Consider the following 14,357-nt stretch of genomic DNA (forward strand, 5'->3'; position numbering starts at 1 on the left):
GTTAACCTGGCCGTGAAAGCCTGAGGGGCCGACCACCAGTAGGAGTCCCGGCCCGATGCCATCCCTCGCCACAGCCTCCCGCCCGGATGTTGATGCGCAGGACGTCTTTGGCGCCTTTTTCGAAGTGTCGCTTGATCTGCTGGTCGTTCGCGAGCTGGACGGGCGGGTGGTCCGCGCCAGTCCTTCGTGGGAAACGGTGCTCGGTCACTCCCCCGCGGAGATGGAGGGTCTGCCGCTGTTGCGGCTGCTCCATCCCGACGACCGCGCGGCCACGCTCGGCAGCGTCGCCGAGGTGGAGAACCGCGGTCCGCACGACCCCGTCGTCGGCTTTATCAACCGCTATCTCCACAGGGACGGCGGCTTCCGCACCCTGGAGTGGCGGGCGCGGCGGGTGGGAAACCGCGTCTACGGCCTGGCCCGCGACGTCACCGACCGGATCGCCGCCGAACGCGAACTGATCGAGGCCAAGGCCGCCGCCGAGGCCGCCAACCAGGCCAAGACCGACTTCCTCGCCAATATGAGCCACGAAATCCGAACGCCCCTGAACGGGGTGATCGGTCTGGTCGAGGCTCTGGGCCAGAGCGACATGAAGCCCGAACAGCGCGAACTGGTCGACCTGATCGCCCAGTCCGGCGCCACGCTCGAACGGCTGGTGTCCGATATTCTGGACGTATCCAAGATCGAGGCCGGCCATCTGGAGGTGTCCATCGGCGCGATGGACCTCGAAAGTGAACTGGACGGCCTGATCGCCACGTCGCGCCTCAAGGCAGAGGCCAAGGGGCTGGCGTTCCATGTCGCGCGGGGTCCGGGCGCCCGGGGCGAATTCCTGGGTGACGCCACGCGCATCAGACAGGTCCTGACGAACCTGTTGTCCAATGCGGTGAAATTCACGCCCAAGGGCGAGGTCTCGGTCGCGATCGAGGTGTTCGACGATACGCCCTCGCCCGGCATCGCCCTGCTGAAGTTGACCGTCAGCGACACCGGGGTGGGCTTCGACGCGGCCTTCGCCGACAGCCTGTTCCAGAGATTCAGCCAGGCGGACGCCACCATCACCCGCCGTTTCGGCGGCACGGGCCTGGGCCTGTCCATCTGCAAATCGCTGATCGAGATGATGGGGGGGTCGATCACGGCGCGGTCCCGGCCCGGCGCCGGCAGCAGTTTCGAGGTCGAACTGCCCATGTCGCGCACCGCGTCGCTCGACGCCTATGACGCCCGTCGCGCCGCCCGTGCTGTGACGACGCCGCGGCCGCAGCCCTCGGCCACGCTCGATCAACCGCTACGGGTTCTGCTGGCGGATGATCATCCGACCAACCAGCGCGTCGTTCAGATCATCCTCGGCTCGCAGGGGGCGGAGGTGCTGACGGTCGACGATGGCGCGGAGGCGGTGGCGGCCTTCGAGACGGGCGAGTTCGACATCGTCCTGATGGATATGCAGATGCCCGTCATGGACGGACTGGCGGCGACGAGGGCGATCCGGGCCCACGAGCGGACGCGTCCGGGACGCAGGCGGACCCCGGTGGTGATGCTGAGCGCCAACGCCATGGCCCACCACCGCGAGGGCGCGATCGACGCCGGCGCCGACATGCACCTGGCCAAGCCTGTCACCGCTGCCTCCCTGCTGGCCGGGATCGCGGCCGTCACGGGCTGACGATTCCGCCGCTCGGACGAAGACGCCCCGCCGATGTGGGCCGGCGAGGCGTCGTTCGCTGCGTTGCGGGATCAGCGCGGCCGCGCCGAGCCGCTCGCGCTGGCGCCGGCGCTGACCGAGGCGCCGTTGCGGTTGGCCGAGGCCGAACCGTCGGCCGAGGCCCCGGCGTCGAGGCGGCGTTCACGGCGCGAGCGGCGGTCGCGGCGGTCGTCGCGGCGGGCTTCGGAGGCCGCGGCGGCCGAGCCCGATCCGGAGGCGTCGCGGGCGACGGCTCCCTGGCCGATCTGGCCGGAGCCGTCCAGCATGCCGGACGCCGAACCGCCCAGCGAACCCGCCGTCCCTTGGGCCGAGCCATAGGCGTTGGCGGCGGCGCCGGCGGTGGTTCCGTACGCCTGGCCGGCGACGGCCTCGCCCCGGGCGCGGGCCCGTTCGGCCGTCGCGGCGGCGCGGGCGCGGGCCCGTTCGGCGCGCCGTTCGGCCCGCTGGCGCAGGCGGTCTGCGCGGGCGGTGGTCTCGCCCAGACGGTCGCGGGCGAAGGAATCGTCCACCGTGCCGGTCACATTGCCGGTGAGGTTGCCGCCGAGCTGACCGCCCAGCGGGCCGGCCTGGCCGCCAAGTCCGCCTCCCAGTCCGCCCCCCAGCCCGCCCGAGCCGCCCAGCACCTGGGCGTTCGCGGCGCCGGCGAGGGCCACGGTGAAGACTGCGGTGGTCATCAGCATCAGGGTCTTGCGCATCTCGTCTCTCCTGCAGTGAGCCGGGCGGAAAGATCCGCCCTCGCAGGGTCCAACGACGGGGGTCCGGCGATCCATCCGGCGTCGCCGGAAAAATTCGCGCGGGCAGATCAGCGCGACAGCCGTCCCCTGGCCGACACGGCGGCGGGATCGACGCGCAGGCCGGCGGCGACGAGGCCCCGGCCGTAGATCGGGTCCGGCCCCCGGGCGCCGAGATCGCGCGCCTCGGCCGCGAGCGCCTGGACGGGGTCGCCCCGGCCCTGCCGGCGGGCCAGCAGCCCGGCCACCAGGGGCGCGGCGAACGAGGCTCCGCGCACACTGACATAGCCCTGGCCCGGGCCGGCGGCGGCCATGTCGGCGCCGGGGGCGGCGAAGTCGACCTGCGGGCCCCGGGCGGCCTCGGGCAGGACCCGGCCGCGGGCGTTGACGGCGGTGACGCCGACCACCCCGGGATAGCTGGCCGGATAGAGGGGCGGGGCGGCGGGACCGTCATTGCCCGCCGCCGCGACGATGATCACGCCGCGCCCCGTCGCCCGCCGGACCGCGGCCTCGACGAGGGCGTTGCGCGGCCCGACCAGGCTGACGTTGACCACCGGCACCTCGTTCTGGACCATCCACGCCAGAGCCTGGGCGACGCCGGTGGACGAGCCGCCCGCCGGCGATCCGCCATAGACGTCGGCGACGAACAGGGTCGCCCCCGGCGCCGCGCCGGAGAAGGCGCCGGCCCGCCCCGCCAGCAGCGAGGCCACCGCCGTGCCGTGGCCGCCGGGCCGCTCCGCGCCCGCGAAGCCGCGCTGACGCACCGTGGCCCCGGCCAGCGCCGGATGGCCGGCGTCGACGCCGGTGTCGATCAGCCCCAGCCGCGCTCCGCCGCCCTGGGCGGTTGTGGGCAAGGCAATGGCTGGAGACGGCGCCGGCGCCGCCGCCAGCGCGCCGGCCGGGCTGTGGACATGGTTGAACTCGTACGCGCCCTCCGGATCGAGGCGGCGCAGCCGCTCCACGGCCCGGCGCAGCGACAGGCCGCGCGGCGGGGCCAGCACCAGGACGGCGATATCCAGCCCCTCGAGGCTTTCCTCGCGCACGACGGAGAAACCGGCGTCCAGCGCCGCCCGGCGCCCGGCCGGCGACGGATCGACGGCGACGATCTCGGCCCGCACAACCGGCCAGCCGTTCGGATCGGCCTCCAGGGCCCCGTCGGAGTTCCGGATGAGGTCGCGCAGCCGCGACGGCGCCTGCAGGGTCCTGTCGACACGGCCGCGCAGGTCGTCCTGGAGCCGGTCGGGGTCGACGGGCAGCCGCTCCGGCAGGCCGCCCGGGAGGGACGGCAGGCCGGGCATGCCGCCCGGCAGCCCGATCTGCGCACGCGCCGGCGCGGCGGCCGCCATGAGCGCCAGTCCCGCCAGGGCGCAGGCCGACAGAATGCGTAGCGACACCGGCTTGCTCCGTTCCGACATTTCATCAAAGGCCATTGGCGTCGGCGCGACAATGGAGAAAGGTCCGGGGATGAAACGCCTGGGCCCGGACGTTTCATCCAGATGACCGGAGTAAACGCTTGGATGGGTTTCAGACGGAGCTGGTGGCGCTTCTGCCGAGGCTGCGCCGTTTCGCGCGCGCCGTCTGCCGCTCCGACGCCGACGCCCAGGACCTGGTGCAGGCCACGGTGGAGCGGGCCCTGGCGAAGCGCGGCGGCTACCGCCCGGGCACGCGGCTGGACAGCTGGGCCTTCACCATCATGAGGCGGATCCACATCGATCAGGGGCGGGCGAAGACCCGCTGGGGCCGGGTGGTGACGCCGGAGGACGAGATGACTCCGAATGTCGCGGACGGCGGCCAGGCCGACGAAGGCCTGCGCGCCGACGCCCTGGCGGTGCGCGAGGCGCTGCACCGGCTGCCGCGGGACCAACGGCTGGCGGTGGCGCTGGTGCTGGTCGACGGCCTGTCCTACGCCGAGGCGGCCCAGGTGATGAGGGTGCCCGCCGGCACCCTGACCAGCCGCCTCGTGCGCGGCCGCCAGACCCTGATCCAGACCCTGACCGAACAGGGAGTGAGCGCATGACCGACCGCTATGACGACGAGACGCTGAAGCGGCTGGCCCGGGAGGCCTTCCCCGTCGCACCCGACCCACGGGACGCCGAACTGGCGCGGCTGATCATGAACAGCCCGGCGCAGACCGGGTCGCCGTTCCAGGTCTGGACGGCGCAGGCGGCGGACGCCCTGCGCGAGGCCTTCGCGCCGCGCCAGGCGCCGGTCTGGGGCGCGCTCGCCGCCGCCTGTTTCGTGCTGGGCCTGGCCGTCGGCTGGCTGGGGCAGGACCGCACTCCGGACCGATTCGCCGTCGCGGCGGACGGCGCCATCGCCGATGCGGCGCTGGTGCGGGTCTTGGACCACGGCCTGGCGGCGGATGGTTCCGACGACGCGGGCCGGGCCGTGGGGCTGACGTTCCGCGACGCCGACGGCCGCTGGTGCCGCACCTTCCAGGCGGGCGAGGCGGGGGTCGCCGGCCTGGCCTGCCGCACAGGCGACGACTGGCGTATGCAGGTGCTGGCGCCCTTCCAGGCGTCGGGCGCCGAAGTCCGCACGGCGGGCGCCGACACGCCGCCGGCGGTGCTGGCCGCCGTCGACGCCCTGATCGCCGGCGAGACGCTCGACGCCGCGGCTGAGGTCCAGGCCCGGGACGGCGGCTGGCGCTGACGGACGGCGGCTGAAGCAGGCGGGATGAATCAGGCGGGGCCGTTCGTTGGACGCGCCATGGACGAGGAAACCCTGCGCAGCCGCGCCGAGCTCTGGCGCCGCCGCGCCGCCCAGACCCTGGACTCGCGCGAGCGCGCGGCCAGTGCGGAGCTGGCCGATCAATACGAGGCCCTGCTGGTCCACCTGCTTGAAAGCCGCGACCGGCGGGCCAGAGCGGACTGAACGGAAACGGCCGCCCGGGGAGGCGGGCGGCCGCTGCGCAGGTCCTAGCTCAGGACGACGATAGCCACGCGCCGGTTCTGGGCACGGCCCTCGGGCGTCTCGTTGGGGGCCACCGGGGACTCCTCGCCGTAGGAGATGGTCGCCATCCGGTTCAGGGCGATGCCGTCGCGGCTGAGGAAGCGGCGCACCGCCTCGGCCCGGGCCGCGCCGAGACGCTCATTGTACTCGGCGTCGCCGGTGGCGTCGGTATGTCCCTGGATTTCCAGGTAGACGTTGCGGTTCTCGGCCTTGAGCCGCTGCACCAGCTCTGACAGCCGGGCCTCGGCCTCGGGCGAGAGGGCGTCCTCGTCGACCGGGAATTTCATCGAGTCGTCGGCCAGCACCACCTCGTAGAGGAATTTGCCTTCCGCGAGTTTGTGGGCCGCGTTGGCGCGGGCCAGGGCCTCGCCGGCGGTGCCCTCGACCTCGGTGACGCGGGTGTCGACCACGGCGATGTTGTCCCGGACGAAGCGATGGCTGGCGCACCCGCTGGCGGCCAGTCCGAGGGCGAGCACCGCGCCGGTCAGGGCGGCGGTCCTGTATGTCGATCGTTTCAAGGTGAGTCTCCTGAGTGCGGGTTCGCCAGTCCCGTTTAATCCCCGAAAGCTCAGCTAGCTGAGCGGTCACGGCGGAGTGATGACCCGACCGGGGCGAGATCATGTCAGCTTGACCATAAGCAGCGCCGCAGTCGGGGCCCGTCGCCACGTTCCTGACGCGAGCAGATGATCTGCAGTGCGAAGCAGAACATCTGCGACTCAACCCGGAAGGCGCATGTCTATAGGGAACGCGGATCGAGGAATGCTGAAATCCCGGGGTCGGAGACGGCGCTGGCTGCTCGCCGCGGGCGGCAGCATCGGCCTGCATCTCGCGCTTCTCGCGGTGATCGTGCTGGTCCGGCCGCCGACCGCGTCCCCGATTCTGTTCGAGCCGGCCGACGAGCCCGTCGAGGTCACCCTGTTCCGCCCGCCGCCACCGCCGCCGCCCCCCGAAGTGCGCGGCGAGGCCCCGGCCGAAGAGGGGGCGGCGGCGCCGCCCGACGCCGCGCCCCCCGCGCCCGAACCGCCGGCGCCGCCAAGCCCGGCCCCGCCGCGGCCCGCGCCCCGCGCCGCCCGGGTCGTCGCGCCGCCGCCACCCGCGGTAGAGCCGCTGCCCGCCGCTGTCGCCGCGCCCGCTCCGGTGTTCGCCAGCCTCGGAGAGGCCCAGTTGGCCGGGGCCGCCACCGCCGGCTCCGGCTCGGGGCAGGGCGCGGGAGCGGGGCAGGGATCCGGACAGGGCGCCGGCTCGGGCGCCGGTGGCGACGGGGCCGGTTGCGACATGATCCGCCGCCTGCAGGAGGCTCTGCGGGCCGATCCCGAGGTCCGGGCCGCCGTCGCCCAGGCGCACCGGCAAGTCGGCCCCGGCCGCGCCTTGCTCGTCTGGGATGGCGACTGGATCCAGACTCCCGGTCAGGCCGGCAAGGGGCTCGCCGGCGTTCGCCAGGCCATCGCCCTGGAGGTCGCCTTCGCTCCCGAGGCCTGCCGCCGCCAATCGATGCGCGGCCTCGTCCTGATCACCTTCGCGGGCGGTCAGCGCGTCGTGTTCGGAACCGGCAGCTGGCGCTGGTCGCAGATGCTCGGGAGCCGGTGACCTGCGCCCGATCCGACCGCGGCCGGGGTCAGGGTCTGCCGAGCGTCAGTTGAAGGACGTCGGTGCGGCCGGACTGGAAGCCTGCCTCGCAGTAGGCGAGGTAGAACAGCCACAGCCGGCGGAAGCGCTCGTCGAACCGGGGAGACACGCGCCGGATGACGGGCCAGGCCCTCTCGAAGCAGCGGCTCCAGCAGGAGAGGGTGCGGCCGTAGTCCGGGCCAAAGCGGTCGACCTCGCGCCAGTGCAGCCCCGCGGCGGACACGACGGGCGCGAGCTGTCGCTCCGACGGTAGCGTCCCGCCGGGGAAGACGTATTTCTGGATGAAGTCCGTGCGGGCCTCGTAGTCGTCGAACAGGTCGTCGCGGATGGTGATGACCTGCAGGCCCGCGACCCCGCCCGGCTTGAGCACGGACCTGACCTTGCTGAAGTAGGTCGGCCAGTATTCGCGGCCGACGGCCTCGAACATCTCGATGGACGCGACCCTGTCGAACTGTCCCTGCACATCGCGATAATCGACCAGCTCGATTGTCGCCTTCCCGGCCAGTCCGGCCTCGAACAGGCGTCGGCGGGCGAAGTCGTATTGCTCGCGCGAGATGGTGATGCCCGTGACGGTCGCCCCGACCTCGCCGGCGGCGAACTCCGCGAAGCCGCCCCAGCCGCAGCCGATCTCCAGCACGCTGTGACCGGCCTGCAGGCGCATCCGCTGGGCCAGGGCGGCGTACTTGGCCCTCTGCGCCTCGGCCAGTGGCTGCGAGGGACGCTCGAAGCGGGCCGAGGAATAGGTCATCGTCTCGTCCAGCCACGACGCATAGAAGGCGTTACCGAGGTCGTAGTGGGCGTGAATGTTGCGGCGTGACCCGCGGCGGCTGTTCCGGTTCAGCCGGTGGCCCAGCCAGTTGACGGCGTTGACCAGCGGATTGCCGTCGAACAGGCGGCGGATGTGGTCGTAGTTGTTGGCCAGCGCCTCCAGCAGGATGGCGAGATCGGGCGAGTCCCATTCCCCGGCCATATAGCCTTCGGCGAACCCGATATCGCCGCCCCTGAGCACCCGGCCGGCGAACCGGTAGCTGCGGATTTCGAGCACGGCCTCGTGGCCGGCGTGGCGTGCCTCGAGGCGGCGCCGCGTTCCGTCGGGCAGGACCAGGGTCAGGCGCCCCCACGACCAGTTGGAGGACAGCAGTCGCAGGAACAGACTGAAGCCCGGCGGCGGCGGTTCACCGGCCAAGACGGCTGCTCCTCGCTTCAGTCTGGATCGTGAAGGGCTCGGCGGCCGGAGCCGGCGCGGGCCTGAGCCTCACGCCCTTGAGCCAGAGCTTCAGCGCCTCCCAATGGATGGCGGCTACGACCTTGAATGTCAGCAGCGGGATGGCGGCGACCGCGGAAAGGAGGGCGGCGTCGGTCAGCGGCCGCCGGTCGGCGATCATGGCGGCGTTGATCAGCGGGCCGTCGGCGTCGAAGCCGCCGATGCTCAGCTCCAGTCGCTCGCCCGGAACGCGGCCCCGGAATTCGTAGTCCATCTCCATCCCCATGAAGGGCGAGACGTGCAGGGCCTTCGCCGCGCCCTGAGAGATCCGGCCGACGGCCTGATCGGCGGGCGGGACAGGGATCAGATAGGCGTGCCGGACGCCGAAGGTGCTGGTGACCTCGTAGATCATCGCCGCCAGCCGACCATCGGGGTGGTGGCAGTAGAACAGGCTGATGGGGTTGAAGACGTAGCCGAGCACCCGCGGCATGGTCAGCAGCCGGATCGGACCGCCCCCGCTGTCGAGGCCGGCCCGGGCAAGCAGCGCCTCGATCTGCTCGCGGAGCGCGGTTCCGGAGCCGTCGCCGTGGTCTCGATCATGGAAGGACAGCAGGTTGAAGCGGTTGCGCGAGAACAGCTTCAGGCTCCGGTCCAGCCGGTCGATCTCGGACAGGTCGAGCAACAGCCAGAAGACGCGGTACGCCAGCCGGTGCTGGCGAGGCCGCAGCCGCCGGTGCATGACCTCGCCGCGATAGAGGGCTGAGGCCTCGCTCATGCCGCGTCCTCCAGATCCACGGACGGGGCGGGCGCGAGGTGGATGCGGCCGCTCTCGTTCGGAACGGTCCACGGCCGGCGCACGCCGCCCAGTTGCTCGGCGACCGCGAGGCCGGACTGCAGGCCGTCTTCATGGAAGCCGGCCCCGAAATGGGCGCCGCAGAACCAGACGCCACCCTCGCCTTGCAGCCGCCATAGCGACTTCTGGGCCTGCACGGCGGCCGGATCGAAGACCGGATGCTCGAACACCTCGGTGCGGAGCAGGGTGTCGGGCCGCGGCGGCCTTGGCGGGTTGAGAGTGACGAACAGGTCGCGCCCCGGCAGCCCCTGCAGCTGGTTCATCCAGTAGCTGACGCAAAGACCGCCATCGACGCCAATGTAGTTCCATGCCGCCCATGCCCGGCGACGGCGCGGCATCAGGCTGGCGTCGGAATGCAGGACGGTCAGGTTGCGGCTGTAGCGGAAGGCGCCGAGCAGCGCCCGCTCATCCTCCGTCGGCTGGTCCAGCAGCGCCAGCGCCTGATCGGCGTGGGTTCCGATCACGACGTGGTCGAACCGGTCGATCCCGCCGTGGACGTCGCGCACCTCGACACCCTGGGCCAGCCGCCGGACATGGGCGGCCTGCCGCCCCAGCCGCACGCCCTGGCCGAGCGCCCGCGCCAGGGCCGCCACATAGACGCGGCTGCCCCCGGCCACCGTTCGCCAGACGGGCCGGCCGACCAGCTTCAGCAGGCCGTGGTTGTGGCAGAATCGCAGGAAGGACTCCGCCGGATAGTCCATCAGCGTATGCGCCGGCGACGACCAGATCGCCGCCGCCATCGGCAGCAGGTGATCGTCGCGGAACGCCTCGCTGAACCCCTCCCGCTTCAGATAGTCGCCGAGCGTCATATCGGAGCCGCTCAACGCCGCGATCTGCCCCGGCGCGTCGCGGTAGAAGCGCAGCACCTCGCCCAGCATGGTCCAGAACCGGGGGCGGAAGGCGTTGCGCCGCTGGGCGAACAGGGCGGGAGCGGCGTATTCGAACCGGCCCTGGTCCAGCGAGACGGCGAAGGACATGTCGGTCGGTCGGCTCTGCACCCCCACATGGTCGAACAGGGCGATCAGGTTGGGATAGGTCGCCTCGTTGAAGACGATGAAGCCCATGTCGACGGGAACGACGTCGCCGCCGTCGCCCTGCACCTCGACGGTGTGCGAATGCCCGCCCAGACGGTCCTCGCGTTCGTAGACCACCACCTCGTGCTTCCGCGACAGGAGCCAGGCGCACGACAGGGCCGATATGCCGGAGCCCACGACCGCGATACGGAGGCGGCGATCGGCGGCTGGTGACGCGGCGTTGGGGGACATGCAGACTCCGACGGCAAAATCGGCTTCGATACGTCGAGCCTTTGCTGTCGGATGCCGTGATCCGGTTGGATCGCGGCGGCGTATCAGGACCATGTATGGACACGCGGCCGAACTGCAGGCGGAACGGAGCCCGGTGAGCGCGCGCATGGACGAGCATGCCCGGCTGATCCAGGCCGTCGCCCTCTACCGCGACCGCGCGGCCTTCTCGCGGCTGTTCGAATATTTCGCGCCCCGCCTGAAGGCCTATCTGATGCGCGCCGGAGCGCCCGCCGGCGCCGCGGAGGATTTCGCCCAGGACGCCATGCTGACGGTCTGGCGCAAGGCCGACCTGTTCGATCCCTCGCGCGCCGGGGCGGCGACCTGGATCTTCACCATCGCGCGCAACCGCCGGCTCGACGTCCTGCGCCGCGAGGGCCGCGAGTCGGCCCTGCCGGACCTCGACCTGACCCCCGACGAGCCCGAACGCCCCGACGACCTGCTCAGCGAGGCCGAGGAGGCCGCCCGGCTGAACGAGGCGATGCGCCAGCTCTCTCCCGACCAGATGGCGGTGCTGCGTCTCGCCTTCTTCAAAGGCGACGCCCATTCCGAAATCGCCCGCGCGCTCGACCTGCCGCTGGGCACCGTCAAATCACGCATCCGCAAGGCCATGATCAAGCTGAGACTGATACTCGAACCCACCAGGGGGCAGGAATGACCGCCCTGCGTCACACCGTTTCGGACGAGCGTCTGCTCGCCTACGCGGCCGGCGGCCTGAGCCCCCCCGAGGCCGTGGTGGTGGCGGCGCACCTGTCGTTCCGCCCGCGGACGGCCGCCTTCGCGCGCCGGCTGCAGGCCCTCGGCGGCCAGGTCCTGCGCGACCTCGAGCCGGAGCCGATGGGCGATAACGCCCTCGCCGAGGTGCTGGCGCGCACCGAGGTCGACGCCGGCGCGGCGCGGACGCCCCCGCCGCTGAACGACATGCCGCAGCTGCCCGAGCCCCTGCGCCGGCTGCCCCTCGGTCCGTGGCGGTGGATGGGTCCGGGCGTGCGGGTCCGCGACGTGCACGGCCCGCGCGACGGCGCCTGCCGCGTCATCCTGCTGGAGATCCAGCCGGGTCGCACCACCCCCAGGCACACCCATGGCGGCGTCGAGCTGACCTGCGTCCTGACCGGCGCCTATGCGACGGAGACGGAGCGGTTCGAGGTCGGCGATATGGAGGAGGCCGATCACCAGACCCTGCACCAGCCGCGCGTCGTGTCCGACGAGCCCTGCCTGTGCGTCGCCGCCCTGGACGGCCAGATCCTGCTCGACGGCTGGCTCGGCAAGCTGCTGCAGCCGTTCGTGCGGATGTAGGCAGGCATCCGGCCGCCGCCCCGCGTCGTAGGTCTGGCGAACACCGGAGGGCCCATGCCGATCATCCTCGTCTGCGCCGCCTCGATCGCCGCCCTTTCGGCCGCATGGCTGATCGTGCGCCGGACCGGCGACGGCGGCTGGACCGACGTGATCTGGGCCCTCTCGGTCGGGCTGATCGGGGCGGCCGCCGCGCTCTGGCCCGCGCCGGACGCCGCCCCGGCGCGGCAGGGCCTGGCCGCCCTGCTGATCGGCGTCTGGGCGCTCAGGCTCGGCGGCTATCTCGCGGTCAGGACCGCCCGGGCCTCGTCTCCCGACCCTCGCTACGAAGACTTCAGGAAGGCCTGGGGCGGCTGGGGCCTGAAGGCCTGGGGCTTCCTGATGATCCAGGCGGCGACGGTCGTGGTCCTGGTCGTGTCCATCCGGGCGGCGGCGGTCCGGCCCGAGCCAGGCCTCGACTGGCGCGACGGCCTGGCCGCGCTCGTCGTGCTCGCGGCTGTCGCGGGCGAGGCCGTGGCGGATCGCCAGATGGCCGCCTTCCGCGGCGATCCCTCCAACCGGGGCAGGGTCGCCGACACCGGCCTGTGGGCCTGGTCGCGGCACCCCAACTATTTCTTCGAGTGGACGGTCTGGCTGGCCTGGCCGGCGATGGCGTTCGACCCCGGCCACGCCGCCGGCTGGCTGACCCTGCCGGCGCCCGTCCTGATGTGGTGGCTGCTCAATCACGTCAGCGGCGTGCCGATGCTCGAGGCCCAGATGTTGAAGTCCCGTCCGGAGGCCTACCGCCGGTACCAGGCCCGTGTGTCCCGGTTCCTGCCCCTTCCGCCCCGATCCCGATGAACCCGCCGCCGACTGCGGCCTGAAGGAAGACCCCATGCGCTATCTGCTCGCCTACCTCGGTTCCGGCGTCGTCATGGCCGCCCTGGACGCCATCTGGCTGACGACCGTCGGCCCGCGTCTCTACCGCCCCGCCATCGGCGAGCTGCTCGCGCCGCAGCCGGACATGCGCCCCGCGGTCGCCTTCTATCTGATCTATGTCGCGGGCATCGTCGTCCTGGCGGTGACGCCGGCGCTGCGGGAGGTCTCCGCGGTCAAGGCCGCGACCACCGGCGCGGTGCTCGGCCTGATCGCCTACGCCACCTACGACCTCACCAACCAGGCGACGCTGCGGGTGTGGCCGGTGCATGTGACGCTGATCGACATGGCGTGGGGCGCCGTCCTCACGTCCACGGCGTCCCTCGGCGGCTACTGGCTGGCCAGCCGTTTCAGCTGAGGGCCGGGCCTCACCGCCCTTGAGCCTCCATTCCGCTTGCGCCAAGGTCGGCGGTCCGGACACAGGGGCCCCCGATGAAGCACGAACAGACCGCCGACCTTCCGTATCTGCGCAAGGTGGTCGGGGCCTCGATGGCAGGGACGGTGGTCGAGTGGTACGAGTTCTTCCTCTACGGCACCGCCGCCACCCTGGTGTTCGGCCAGCTGTTCTTCCCCGACACCGGCAATGAGCTGGACGGCATCATCGCCGCCTTCGCCACCTATGCGGTGGGCTTCATCGCCCGGCCGCTGGGCGGCATCGTCTTCGGCCACATCGGCGACCGGGTCGGGCGCAAGTCGCTGCTGCAGTTCAGCCTGCTGCTGATCGGGGCGGCGACCTTCCTGATGGGTTGTCTGCCGGGCTTCGACAGCATCGGCTACTGGGCGCCGGCCCTGCTGGTCGGCCTGCGCTTCATCCAGGGCTTCGCCCTGGGCGGCGAGTGGGGCGGGGCGATCCTGCTGGTCACCGAGCACAGCCCCAACCGCTCCAGGGGGTTCTGGGGCAGCTTCCCGCAGGCCGCCGTTCCGTTGGGCAACCTGCTGGCCACTGTGGTGCTGCTCGGTCTCTCCGCCCTGCTGTCGGACGAGGCCTTCACCGCCTGGGGCTGGCGCATCGGCTTCTGGCTCTCGGTCGTGATCATCGCCATCGGCTACTACATCCGCACCCAGGTGACGGACTCGCCGATCTTCGAAAAGGCGCGCGAGGAGACGGAGAAGCGCGCCGAGGCCGGCTATGGCCTGACCGAGGTGTTCCGCCGCCACCCCCGCGGCGTGTTCACCGCCATGGCCCTGAGGTTCGGCGAGAACATCCTCTACTACATGGTCGTGACCTTCTCGATCACCTACCTGCACCACCGGGCGGTCGACACCACCCGCATCCTCGCCCTGCTGTTCCTCGCCCACATCCTGCACGTGGTGGTCATCCCGCTCATCGGCTGGCTGGCGGACCGCGTGGGGCGCAGGCCGGTGTATCTGGCCGGGGCCGCGCTGACGCTGGCCTGGCCTTTCGTGGCCTTTCCGATGTTCGACACCGGCGGGACGGCGATGATCCTCGGGGCCATCATGCTGGGTCTGGCCGTGCACGGCCTGATGTACGCGGCCCAGCCCGCCATCATGACCGAGATGTTCCCGACCCGGATGCGCTACTCCGGCGTCTCGCTCGGCTATCAGGCCACCGCCATCGTCGCGGGCTCGTGGGCCCCGCTCATCGGCACGGCCCTGCTGCGCCAGTACGATTCCTGGGTTCCGATCGCCTGGTACATCCTCGTCGCCGGCGCGGTCAGCCTGGTCGCGGCCCTGGTCATGCGCGAGAGCCGGGGGGCTTCATTGGCCGCCATCGACGCCGAGGACCTGAAGCGGCTCGAGGCCAGGTCCTGATCGCGGACCGGCTCGGCGAGGC

The 14,357-nt window shown here is 72.0% G+C and carries 16 protein-coding genes; 10 read left to right on the forward strand and 6 right to left on the reverse strand.

Annotated features, from left to right (window positions below):
• Positions 1-55 precede the first annotated feature (55 nt).
• Positions 56-1,648 (forward strand): ATP-binding protein, encoded by a 1,593-nt coding sequence (locus VEA62_RS06165; RefSeq protein ID WP_324819681.1) that lies wholly within the window; start codon positions 56-58, stop codon positions 1,646-1,648.
• Between the two features lie 71 nt (positions 1,649-1,719).
• Here VEA62_RS06165 and VEA62_RS06170 read toward each other — a convergent pair whose 3' ends face one another.
• The gene (locus VEA62_RS06170; RefSeq protein ID WP_324819683.1) at positions 1,720-2,382 is read right to left on the reverse strand and encodes a hypothetical protein; all 663 of its coding nucleotides are present in this window, start codon (positions 2,380-2,382) and stop codon (positions 1,720-1,722) included.
• Positions 2,383-2,489: 107 nt separating this feature from the next.
• Positions 2,490-3,812: a S8 family serine peptidase gene (locus tag VEA62_RS06175; protein ID WP_324819685.1), complete on the reverse strand. Its 1,323-nt coding sequence runs from the start codon at positions 3,810-3,812 to the stop codon at positions 2,490-2,492.
• 119 nt (positions 3,813-3,931) lie between these two features.
• Here VEA62_RS06175 and VEA62_RS06180 point away from each other — a divergent pair, with 119 nt between their 5' ends.
• The 3 genes from VEA62_RS06180 to VEA62_RS06190 are packed head-to-tail and all read left to right on the forward strand — an operon-like array spanning position 3,932 to position 5,292.
• Positions 3,932-4,435, forward strand: coding sequence for an RNA polymerase sigma factor (locus tag VEA62_RS06180; RefSeq protein WP_324819687.1), 504 nt, complete (start codon positions 3,932-3,934; stop codon positions 4,433-4,435).
• Entirely contained in the window at positions 4,432-5,070 is a 639-nt protein-coding gene (locus tag VEA62_RS06185) for a hypothetical protein (protein ID WP_324819689.1), read from the forward strand. Before VEA62_RS06180 ends, VEA62_RS06185 begins: the two co-directional genes overlap by 4 nt.
• 57 nt (positions 5,071-5,127) lie before the next feature.
• A complete protein-coding gene (locus VEA62_RS06190; RefSeq protein ID WP_324819691.1) occupies positions 5,128-5,292 on the forward strand; it encodes a hypothetical protein in 165 nt (54 codons plus the stop codon).
• A 44-nt stretch (positions 5,293-5,336) separates the two neighbouring features.
• Here the strand turns inward: VEA62_RS06190 and VEA62_RS06195 are convergent, their stop codons facing one another.
• Complete coding sequence (locus VEA62_RS06195) at positions 5,337-5,888, reverse strand: OmpA family protein (RefSeq protein WP_324819693.1); 552 nt, start codon at positions 5,886-5,888, stop codon at positions 5,337-5,339.
• Positions 5,889-6,129: 241 nt separating this feature from the next.
• On the opposite strand from VEA62_RS06195, the gene VEA62_RS06200 reads away from it, so the two are divergent.
• The gene (locus tag VEA62_RS06200) at positions 6,130-6,957 is read left to right on the forward strand and encodes a hypothetical protein (RefSeq protein ID WP_324819695.1); all 828 of its coding nucleotides are present in this window, start codon (positions 6,130-6,132) and stop codon (positions 6,955-6,957) included.
• Positions 6,958-6,985: 28 nt separating this feature from the next.
• Here VEA62_RS06200 and VEA62_RS06205 read toward each other — a convergent pair whose 3' ends face one another.
• Genes VEA62_RS06205 through VEA62_RS06215 form a run of 3 tightly spaced genes read right to left on the reverse strand, consistent with a single transcriptional unit; the run spans position 6,986 to position 10,318 of the window.
• Positions 6,986-8,182 carry a cyclopropane-fatty-acyl-phospholipid synthase family protein gene (locus VEA62_RS06205; protein ID WP_324819697.1) on the reverse strand — a complete coding sequence of 399 codons (1,197 nt, stop codon included), beginning with the start codon at positions 8,180-8,182 and terminating at the stop codon, positions 6,986-6,988.
• The gene (locus VEA62_RS06210) at positions 8,172-8,975 is read right to left on the reverse strand and encodes a DUF1365 domain-containing protein (RefSeq protein WP_324819699.1); all 804 of its coding nucleotides are present in this window, start codon (positions 8,973-8,975) and stop codon (positions 8,172-8,174) included. The genes VEA62_RS06205 and VEA62_RS06210 overlap by 11 nt, the downstream gene beginning before the upstream one ends.
• On the reverse strand, positions 8,972-10,318 hold the full coding sequence (locus tag VEA62_RS06215; RefSeq protein ID WP_324819702.1) for an NAD(P)/FAD-dependent oxidoreductase: 1,347 nt from the start codon (positions 10,316-10,318) through the stop codon (positions 8,972-8,974). Before VEA62_RS06215 ends, VEA62_RS06210 begins: the two co-directional genes overlap by 4 nt.
• Positions 10,319-10,463: 145 nt before the next feature.
• On the opposite strand from VEA62_RS06215, the gene VEA62_RS06220 reads away from it, so the two are divergent.
• The 5 genes from VEA62_RS06220 to VEA62_RS06240 all read left to right on the forward strand — a co-directional run bounded on the left by VEA62_RS06220 (position 10,464) and on the right by VEA62_RS06240 (position 14,335).
• Complete coding sequence (locus VEA62_RS06220; RefSeq protein WP_324819704.1) at positions 10,464-11,012, forward strand: sigma-70 family RNA polymerase sigma factor; 549 nt, start codon at positions 10,464-10,466, stop codon at positions 11,010-11,012.
• Entirely contained in the window at positions 11,009-11,650 is a 642-nt protein-coding gene (locus VEA62_RS06225) for a ChrR family anti-sigma-E factor (protein WP_324819706.1), read from the forward strand. The genes VEA62_RS06220 and VEA62_RS06225 overlap by 4 nt, the downstream gene beginning before the upstream one ends.
• Positions 11,651-11,704: 54 nt before the next feature.
• On the forward strand, positions 11,705-12,487 hold the full coding sequence (locus tag VEA62_RS06230) for a DUF1295 domain-containing protein (protein ID WP_324819708.1): 783 nt from the start codon (positions 11,705-11,707) through the stop codon (positions 12,485-12,487).
• Positions 12,488-12,521: 34 nt separating this feature from the next.
• A complete protein-coding gene (locus VEA62_RS06235) occupies positions 12,522-12,920 on the forward strand; it encodes a DUF2177 family protein (protein WP_324819710.1) in 399 nt (132 codons plus the stop codon).
• A 74-nt stretch (positions 12,921-12,994) separates the two neighbouring features.
• Positions 12,995-14,335: an MFS transporter gene (locus VEA62_RS06240; protein WP_324819712.1), complete on the forward strand. Its 1,341-nt coding sequence runs from the start codon at positions 12,995-12,997 to the stop codon at positions 14,333-14,335.
• Positions 14,336-14,357: the final 22 nt, after the last annotated feature.

The sequence above is a fragment of the Brevundimonas sp. genome, from assembly GCF_035627475.1.
Lineage (GTDB): Bacteria > Pseudomonadota > Alphaproteobacteria > Caulobacterales > Caulobacteraceae > Brevundimonas.

Coding starts and splice junctions, on each gene's coding strand:
- VEA62_RS06165 (WP_324819681.1), top strand. CDS start 56: ATGCCATCCCTCGCCACAGCCTCCCGCCCGGATGTTGATGCGCAGGAC.
- VEA62_RS06170 (WP_324819683.1), bottom strand. CDS start 2,382: ATGCGCAAGACCCTGATGCTGATGACCACCGCAGTCTTCACCGTGGCC.
- VEA62_RS06185 (WP_324819689.1), top strand. CDS start 4,432: ATGACCGACCGCTATGACGACGAGACGCTGAAGCGGCTGGCCCGGGAG.
- VEA62_RS06190 (WP_324819691.1), top strand. CDS start 5,128: ATGGACGAGGAAACCCTGCGCAGCCGCGCCGAGCTCTGGCGCCGCCGC.
- VEA62_RS06200 (WP_324819695.1), top strand. CDS start 6,130: ATGCTGAAATCCCGGGGTCGGAGACGGCGCTGGCTGCTCGCCGCGGGC.
- VEA62_RS06210 (WP_324819699.1), bottom strand. CDS start 8,975: ATGAGCGAGGCCTCAGCCCTCTATCGCGGCGAGGTCATGCACCGGCGG.
- VEA62_RS06215 (WP_324819702.1), bottom strand. CDS start 10,318: ATGTCCCCCAACGCCGCGTCACCAGCCGCCGATCGCCGCCTCCGTATC.
- VEA62_RS06220 (WP_324819704.1), top strand. CDS start 10,464: ATGGACGAGCATGCCCGGCTGATCCAGGCCGTCGCCCTCTACCGCGAC.
- VEA62_RS06225 (WP_324819706.1), top strand. CDS start 11,009: ATGACCGCCCTGCGTCACACCGTTTCGGACGAGCGTCTGCTCGCCTAC.
- VEA62_RS06230 (WP_324819708.1), top strand. CDS start 11,705: ATGCCGATCATCCTCGTCTGCGCCGCCTCGATCGCCGCCCTTTCGGCC.
- VEA62_RS06235 (WP_324819710.1), top strand. CDS start 12,522: ATGCGCTATCTGCTCGCCTACCTCGGTTCCGGCGTCGTCATGGCCGCC.
- VEA62_RS06240 (WP_324819712.1), top strand. CDS start 12,995: ATGAAGCACGAACAGACCGCCGACCTTCCGTATCTGCGCAAGGTGGTC.